Annotated in this window: 8 protein-coding genes; 5 read left to right on the top strand and 3 right to left on the bottom strand. The window is 69.8% G+C overall.

Annotated elements, in window-relative coordinates; translation table 11 throughout:
* Positions 1-112 precede the first annotated feature (112 nt).
* Positions 113-1,741 carry a peptide chain release factor 3 gene (locus D7V88_RS36070; protein ID WP_120545128.1) on the top strand — a complete coding sequence of 543 codons (1,629 nt, stop codon included), beginning with the start codon at positions 113-115 and terminating at the stop codon, positions 1,739-1,741.
* A gap of 60 nt (positions 1,742-1,801) precedes the next feature.
* On the opposite strand, the gene D7V88_RS36075 is transcribed toward D7V88_RS36070, so the two are convergent.
* On the bottom strand, positions 1,802-2,347 hold the full coding sequence (locus D7V88_RS36075; protein WP_208726689.1) for a hypothetical protein: 546 nt from the start codon (positions 2,345-2,347) through the stop codon (positions 1,802-1,804).
* A gap of 42 nt (positions 2,348-2,389) precedes the next feature.
* Between D7V88_RS36075 and D7V88_RS36080 the strand changes: the two genes are divergently transcribed.
* Positions 2,390-3,895 (top strand): carboxypeptidase M32, encoded by a 1,506-nt coding sequence (locus D7V88_RS36080; protein WP_120545129.1) that lies wholly within the window; start codon positions 2,390-2,392, stop codon positions 3,893-3,895.
* A gap of 13 nt (positions 3,896-3,908) precedes the next feature.
* On the opposite strand, the gene D7V88_RS45755 is transcribed toward D7V88_RS36080, so the two are convergent.
* Together D7V88_RS45755 and D7V88_RS36090 are read right to left on the bottom strand one after the other, a co-directional pair.
* Positions 3,909-4,403: a four-helix bundle copper-binding protein gene (locus D7V88_RS45755; protein WP_504814822.1), complete on the bottom strand. Its 495-nt coding sequence runs from the start codon at positions 4,401-4,403 to the stop codon at positions 3,909-3,911.
* 43 nt (positions 4,404-4,446) lie between these two features.
* Complete coding sequence (locus D7V88_RS36090) at positions 4,447-5,616, bottom strand: ribonuclease D (RefSeq protein ID WP_120545130.1); 1,170 nt, start codon at positions 5,614-5,616, stop codon at positions 4,447-4,449.
* Positions 5,617-5,681: 65 nt separating this feature from the next.
* On the opposite strand from D7V88_RS36090, the gene ttcA reads away from it, so the two are divergent.
* The 3 genes from ttcA to D7V88_RS36105 form a co-directional block, all read left to right on the top strand.
* Entirely contained in the window at positions 5,682-6,539 is an 858-nt protein-coding gene (ttcA, locus tag D7V88_RS36095; protein WP_120545131.1) for a tRNA 2-thiocytidine(32) synthetase TtcA, read from the top strand.
* Positions 6,518-7,342 carry a tellurite resistance TerB family protein gene (locus D7V88_RS36100; RefSeq protein WP_120545132.1) on the top strand — a complete coding sequence of 275 codons (825 nt, stop codon included), beginning with the start codon at positions 6,518-6,520 and terminating at the stop codon, positions 7,340-7,342. Before ttcA ends, D7V88_RS36100 begins: the two co-directional genes overlap by 22 nt.
* A gap of 12 nt (positions 7,343-7,354) precedes the next feature.
* Positions 7,355-7,709 (top strand): PhnD/SsuA/transferrin family substrate-binding protein (locus tag D7V88_RS36105; RefSeq protein ID WP_147449010.1); only part of this gene is annotated, 355 nt, incomplete at its 3' end.

Genomic DNA, 7,709 nt, shown 5'->3' on the forward strand with positions numbered 1-7,709 from the left:
CTCCAGGAGGGGGCGGGGAGGGGGCCTTTCGGAGGGCCGGAGCCCGGCCGGACCTCCAGGCGCTGCTTGCAAGCTGCAAGGAAAGACCGCCCGTGATAGTTGGCCTCGGATCATGGCCAACGAGCTTGAGCGGGAGGTGGCACGGCGACGTACCTTCGCCATCATCTCCCACCCCGACGCGGGAAAGACAACCCTGACGGAGAAGCTGCTGCTCTACGGCGGCGCCATCCACCTGGCCGGCAGCGTCAAGGCCAAGCGGGCGCGGCGGCACGCGACCAGTGACTGGATGGAGCTGGAGAAGGAGCGAGGCATCTCCGTCACGTCGTCGGTGCTCCAGTTCACCTACCGCGACCACGCGGTGAACCTGCTGGACACCCCGGGCCACCAGGACTTCTCCGAGGACACCTACCGCACGCTCTCCGCCGCGGACGCCGCGGTGATGCTCATCGACGCGGCCAAGGGCGTCGAGCCGCAGACCAAGAAGCTCTTCAAGGTCTGCCGCATGCGCGGCATCCCCATCTTCACCTTCGTCAACAAGCTGGACCGCTACGGCCGCGAACCGCTGGAGCTGATGAACGAGCTGGAGCAGGTGCTGGGCATCCGCTCCTACCCGATGAACTGGCCCATCGGCATGGGGCCGGAGTTCCGGGGCGTCTACGACCGGCAGGCGCGCGTGGTGCACGTGTTCTCCGCCGAAGGCTCGCACGGTGAGTCGGAGGTCGCGGAGCGCTCGGTGTCCATCGACTCGCCGGACATCCTCAACTTCCTCTCCGAGTCGGAGCTGGCGAAGCTCAACGAGGACATCGAGCTGCTCGACATCGGCGGTGACGCGTTCACCCGCGAGAAGTCGGACTCCGGGCAACTGACGCCCATGTTCTTCGGCAGCGCGATGACGAACTTCGGCGTGCGGCCCTTCCTGGACGCGTTCCTGGACCTGGCGCCCGCGCCCTCCGCGCGCCTCACCACCACGGGCGAGCGCGAGCCCACGAACCCCAAGTTCGCGGGCTTCGTCTTCAAGATTCAAGCGAACATGGACCCCGCGCACCGCGACCGCATCGCGTTCATGCGCGTGGTGAGCGGCCGCTACGTCAAGGGCATGAACGCGTTCCACTCGCGCCTGGGCAAGGAGGTGCGGCTCGCCAAACCCAGCCAGTTCATGGCCGCCGAGCGCACCTCCATCGAGGACGCGTGGCCGGGGGACGTCATCGGTCTGTTCGACCCGGGGCAGTACCGCATCGGTGACACGCTGGCCGAAGGCGCCACGGACGTGTCGTTCGAAGGCGTGCCGCGCTTCAGCCCGGAGTTCTTCGCCGTGGTGCGCTCGAAGGATCCGCTGCGCCGCAAGCAGATGGAGAAGGGCCTGGAGCAGCTCTCCGAAGAGGGCACGGTGCAGATCTTCCAGCAGTTGAGCATGGGCATGAAGGACCCCATCGTCGGCGTGGTGGGCGCGCTCCAGTTCGAAGTGTTGCAGTACCGCCTGGAGCACGAGTACGGCGCGCGCATCGCGCTGGACCGGCTGCCCTTCAGCCACGCGCGCTGGGTGGTGGGGCAGAACTTCGACCCGCGCTCGTTCGACTGGGAAGGCAACCGGCAGACGGTGCAGGACCGCGACGGGCTGCCCCTGGTGCTCTTCCGCGACGACTGGGCGCTCCAGCACGCCGAGGACAAGCACCCGGAGCTGAAGTTCCTGGCCGAGGCGCCGATGATCCGCGCCACGACCCCGGTCGCCACCGGAAGCTAGCGCCGACGCGGGGCAGGGGGGCGGCAACGCGCGCCTCCCACCGCCCCACAAGGCAGCGGGCTACTTGTGCGGCACCACGGTGCCGCCCCGGAAGGCGGAGTCGCGCAGCACGAGGCCGTCCTGCTTGAAGAGGCGCGCGGCCTTGGGCCCGACGAAGAAGTCCTTCGGGTCGCCGCGGCGGAAGGTCTTCTTGATGAACTCCTCCACCTCCAGGTAGAGGCGGCGGAACTTGTCCGGGGCGGCGTCGCGCCGGCCCGTCTGGGACGTCACCTCCAGCTCCACCCACATCTGGCCGCTGAGCAGTTCGCCCTCTTCGTTGCGGCGTGAGCGTCCGATGAAGATGACGGGGGAGCGCACCTCGTCGATGCGCCACGAGCCCTTGTCCGGGCCGCGCTTCACCTTGTCCACCAGCGCGGGGCCGATGTCGCTGGCCACGAGATACAGGTCCTCCTCCGGCAGGTGGGGGACGTTTTCCATGGTGGCGCGGAAGGGCTTCCAGTCCGCGGGAACGCGCCGGGGGTAGACCTCCAGCACGTGACGCTCCAGGAAACGGAAGAAGGCGACCTCATCGTCGGGTGCCATGAAGAATTGGAGGATGTTGGCCATCGCCGCGTCCTCATACCCTGGAAGCACGCTAGAAACACAGCCATGGACACCTGGCTGCGAACCCGGATGCACGAGCTGTGTGACTTGCACGGCGTCATCAACCTGGCCTCCTGGGACCGGGAGGTCTACCTGCCCGCCAAGGCCGCCCCGGCCCGCGCCCAGCAGCTCTCCACCCTCCAGGCCCTCCAGCACGAGCGGCTGGTGGACCCGCGCCTGGGCGAAGCGCTGGCCCGCGCCAGCGAAGCCGGCCCTTCCTCCCAGGCCCTGACGCCCGACGAGCGGGCCATGGTGCGCGTGCTCACCCACGACCGGGAGCGCGCGGTGCGGCTGCCCGCCCGGCTGGTGACCGCGCTGGCGGAGGCCCAGGGCGCCGGCATCCAGGCCTGGCGCGAGGCCCGCGAGGCGAAGCGCTTCGCCCACTTCCAGCCCGCGCTGGAGGCGCTCCTGGCCCTCCGTCGCGAACAGGCGGACGCGCAGGGCCACGACGGCGAGCGCTACAACGCGCTGCTCGAAGGCTTCGAGCCCGGCATGCGCGTCCAGCGCCTCACGCCGGTGCTCACCGCGCTGCGCGACGCGCTCATCCCCATGGTGGCCGCCATCGCGGAGGTGCGGCGGCCCACGCCCGCGTTCCTGGACGGGCGCGCCTACGACACCGCCCAGCAGTGGCGCTTCACGATGCGGCTGTTGGAGGCGGTGGGCTTCGACCTGGAGGCGGGCCGTCAGGACGTCAGCATCCACCCGTTCACCAACAGCGTGAACGCGCACGACGTGCGGCTCACCACGCGCCTGGACGCGGTGCACCCCATGTCCGCGCTCTTCGGCACGCTCCACGAGGCGGGCCACGGCCTGTACGAACAGGGCTTCGCCCCGGAGCTGCTGCGCACGCCGCTGGCGTCGGTGCCCTCCATGGGCCTGCACGAGTCCCAGTCGCGCCTCTGGGAGAACCTTGTGGGCCGGGGCCGTGCCTTCTGGGTGCACCACTTCCCCGCGCTGAAGGAGGCCTTCCCGCGCGAGCTTGGGGACGTGGACCTGGACGGCTTCCACGCGGGCATCAACCACGTGGCACCCTCGCTCATCCGCGTGGAGGCGGACGAGGTGACGTACAACCTGCACATCGCCCTGCGCTACGAGCTGGAGCTGGCGCTCCTGCGCGATGAGCTGCCGGTGTCGGAGCTGCCGTCCGCGTGGAACGAGCGCATGCGGCGCTACCTGGGCGTCACGCCTCCGGACGACACGCAGGGCGTGCTCCAGGACATCCACTGGGCCTGGGGCGAGCTGGGCTACTTCCCGACGTACGCGCTGGGCAACCTGTACGCGGCGTCACTGCATGCCGCGGCCTCACGCGCGCTGCCGGAGCTGGATGCGCACCTCGCCCGGGGGGACACGTCGTCCTTGAGGGGATGGCTGCGCGCCCAGGTGCACTCGCACGGCTTCCGGCTGCCCGCCGAGGAGCGCGTGCAGGCCGTCACCGGCGCAGGGCTGACCGACAGGGACTTCCTCGTGTACCTGCGCGCCAAGTACGGCGCGCTGTACGGCGTCACGCTCTAACGGGGAGACCCGCTCAGGCGGCGAACACCAGCGGCCGGCACGCGCGCGCCAGGTGCAGCGCGTCCCGCGCGAGGGTGTTGGAGGCAGGGTCCTGCGCCTCCAGCCACGCGGCGCGGGCCACCTGGCTGCCCAGTTCGAAGCACAGGCTGGCGGTGCGCCGCGACAGCCGGCTCTCCTTCTGGAGGGCCCGGACGTTGAGCTCGCACAGCTCCGCGCACTGGCGCAGCAGCCGCACCGCGTCGGCGTCCGCCGGAAGGCCCTGGGCCTTCAGCCGCGCCATGCCCTCCTCGCAGGAGGTCTGGCACTGCAGGCTCGCGGCGATGCACCGGGAAACCTCTGTACGCGCCCCACCTGCCCTGGCTCCCAACATGACCACGCCCTCCCTGGGTGAGGCGACAAAGGTACGCATGCTCGCTGTCCCGGCAACCTGCACCCCGGGTCCAGATGGGGCTTGAACACCTGCTTCCGGGGCCCCTGGACACCGGGCGCCACACGGATGCCCAGGCATTTCGCGCGCTTCGCCCGGGCCCGTCGATTCGTGCCGGGAAACGTCAGCTTCCCAGCACTGGGTAGGGCGCGAGCAGCGCTACGAGTTTTTCACCGTAGAGCCGCACCCGCTTCTCCCCGAAGTACGGCAACTGGGTCAGCGCCTCCGTGTTCGAGGGCGGGTTTGCGGCGAGCGCGTCCATCAGCGGGTTGGTGAGGATCACGCTGGGCGTCACCTTGCGCGCCGTGGCCTGGTCGATGCGGAAGGCCTTGAGGGCGTCCTCGCGCTTGCGCCGGTGGGGGTCGCGCGGACCCTTGGTCTCGCGGTCCAGGTCCAGCTCTCCCCGGGCGGCCTTCTCCTGCTGCTCGCGGATGAGGCCGAGGATGGCGTCGCCGTGCGCGCGCACCACGGCGCCGCGCACGCCGGCCGCGCGCGCCAGGTCCTTGTGGGTGTTGGGCTGCTTCAGCGCCAGGTCCGTGATGGCCATGTTGGACAGCATCCGGCCCATGGGCACGTTGTCCTTCTCCGCCCACTCCAGCCGCTTCTTGTGCAGCCCCTGCGCGATGGCGTGCGCCAGCGCGTACTGCGCCGAGGACAGGCCGCTGCGCGACAGCTTGGGCTTGTACTCGGCGCCCGTCTCCGGGCGGGCCGCGGCCTCGTCGCACATGCGCGCGCAGTCCAGGAGCACCTCTTCCAGGATGTCCGCCTCGCGGCACGCGTCGCGCACCTGCCGGCCCAGCTCGCACAGGTAGCGCACGTCGTTGGCGATGTAGTCGCGCATGCCCGGGGGCAGGGGGCGCAGGGAGAAGTCGGACTGCTGGTGCTCCTTGGGCAGCTCGATGCCCAGCTTCTCCCGGGCCAGGTCCGCCAGGCCCACCTTGGGCCAGCCCAGCAGCGTCACCGCGCGGTGCGTGTCGAAGAGGCCGCGCACTCGCACGCCTGCTTCGGCGAGGAACTGGAGGTCGCCCTGCGCGGCGTGGAAGAACTTGGTGCGCTCCGGGTCCGCCATCAGGGGGACGAGCAGGCGCGGGTCCACGCCCGGCTGGAGCGTGTCGAAGAGGAAGATGTCAGCGTCGGTGCCCAACTGGAGGAAGCACAGCCGGGCGCGGAAGGCGTGCATCGCGTCCGCCTCCAGGTCCACCGCCAGTTCGGGCGCGGATTCGAGCACGCGAGTGGCCGCCTCCGCGCCGGCTGCGTCCACCACATCCAGGGCACCTTGAGGGAAGGTCGGCATCGCGGGGAGCAGGCTAGCGGACCGGCCCGCCCCTTTGACGTGTTTTTTCCCGAACCGCCGCTAGGATGGCCCCGCCGATGAACGACGCCCAACGCCTGGAAAAGAGCCTGCTCGGCCACATGGGTCGAGCCATCGCGGACTTCCGCCTCATCGAGGCAGGGGACCGCATCATGGTGGGCGTGTCGGGAGGCAAGGACTCCTACACGATGCTCCACCTGCTGCGAGAGCTGCAGCGGCGGGCCCCCGTGAAGTTCGACCTCCTCGCCGTGAACCTCGACCAGGGACACCCGGGATTCCCCGGTCACATCCTGGAGGGCTACTTCGAGCGCGAGGGGTACGCCTACAAGATGCTGAAGGAGGACACCTACAGCATCGTGCTGGAGAAGACGCCGCCGGGAAAGACGCAGTGTTCGGTCTGTTCGCGGTTGCGCCGGGGCATCCTCTACAACGCCGCCGTGCACCTGGGCTGCAACAAGATCGCCCTGGGGCACCACCGCGACGACCTCATCCACACGATGCTGCTGAACATGTTCTTCGCCGGGAGCCTCAAGGCGATGCCGCCGCTCCTGAAGAGCGACGACGGGCGCAACGTGGTCATCCGGCCGCTGTGCTACGCGCCGGAGAAGGAGATCATCCAGTTCGCGCAGGCGAAGGCGTTTCCCATCATCCCCTGCGACCTGTGCGGTTCGCAGGAGAACCTGCAGCGCAAGCGGATGCAGAAGCTGGTGGAGGATTTGGGCAAGGAGATCCCCAACGTCCGCCAGAGCCTGCTCAACGCGATGTCGAACGTGCGGCCCACGCATCTGTTGGACAAGACCCTGAACCCGGACCCGCTGAACGCGAATGAAGACGGGCCCGTGGTTTCACCCCCCACCGACGACACGCAAGGGAGCGCCAGTCCATGGCTCGAGACCAGGCAATAAAGACGCGCAAGGAGCGCAACGCGGCGCTGGTGGAGGCGATGCTGCTGGCCGCGATGGCCGACGGCAGCGTGTCCCAGCGCGAGATGCAGACCCTGCTGGCGCGCGTGCTGGAGCGCCCGGAGTTCGAGGGCACGCAGGCGGGCGAACTCAATCTCCTGGTGGAGTCCAGCGCGGCGCGGCTGTCGGAGGCGCGCAACCTGGAAGAGGTGCTGTCGTCGCTGCGGCGGCGGCTGCCGGACCACAAGAACCGGATGCTGGCGTTCGGTCTGGCGGCGGCGGTGGCGCTGGCGGATCAGCGGGCCACGCGTTCGGAGCTGGGGCTCCTGAAGACGTTCCAGGCGGCGCTGGGCATCTCCGAGGACGAGGTGGCGCAGATCATCGACGTCATCGAGCAGGGCGGCAGCCTGTCCGAGGCGCTGGGTGAGCCCGTGGAGCGGCTGTTCGCGGAGGTGATGGTGCTGGTGCTGGCGGCGGACGGCCAACTGAAGGAGGCGGAGGCCCGGGCGATGGTGGAGAGCTTCGCGGCGGATCCGCTCTTCCAGAACGTGAGCCCGGAGCGGGCGCAGGGCTTCGTCAGCGAGTCGGTGGCGGCGCTGGCGTCGGACGGCCTGCCGCAGCGACTGCATGTGCTGGCGCACGGGCTGGCCACGCACTCGCAGCGGATGAAGGCGTACCAACTGGCCACGAAGATCGCCCACGCGTCCGGGAGGACCAGTAACGCAGAGCAGCGCATCCTGGACCTGCTCCAGGCGACGTTCGGTCTGGCGGACGATGAAGTGGCGCGGTTGGACCAGCAGGGGTAAGCAGGGAGTGGAATGACCCCGCACGTCCCCTCCGGTTCACGGCACTCCTTTCGTTTCGGCCTGCCGCCGTCGCTGGGCAGTGAGACGGCGCGCGAGCGCGCGGAACGGCTCGCGTCATTCCTCCAGCGTGCGCTGGGCAAGCTCGTGGAGGTGGGAGTCGCCACCAGCTACGAGACGCTCGCCAAGGACCTGCTGTCCGGGCGGGCGGATGCCGCCTGGGCGCCGCCCTTCGTGTGCGCGCGCATGGAGGCGATGGGGGTGCGGGTCCTGGTGCGCGGAGTGCGCCGGGGCATGTCCAGCTACCGCTCCGCGCTGGTGGGGCGGGCGGGCTCCGGGCTGACGCTGGAGAAGCTCAAGGGTGCCAAGG

Source organism: Corallococcus terminator (genome assembly GCF_003611635.1).
Lineage (GTDB): Bacteria > Myxococcota > Myxococcia > Myxococcales > Myxococcaceae > Corallococcus > Corallococcus terminator.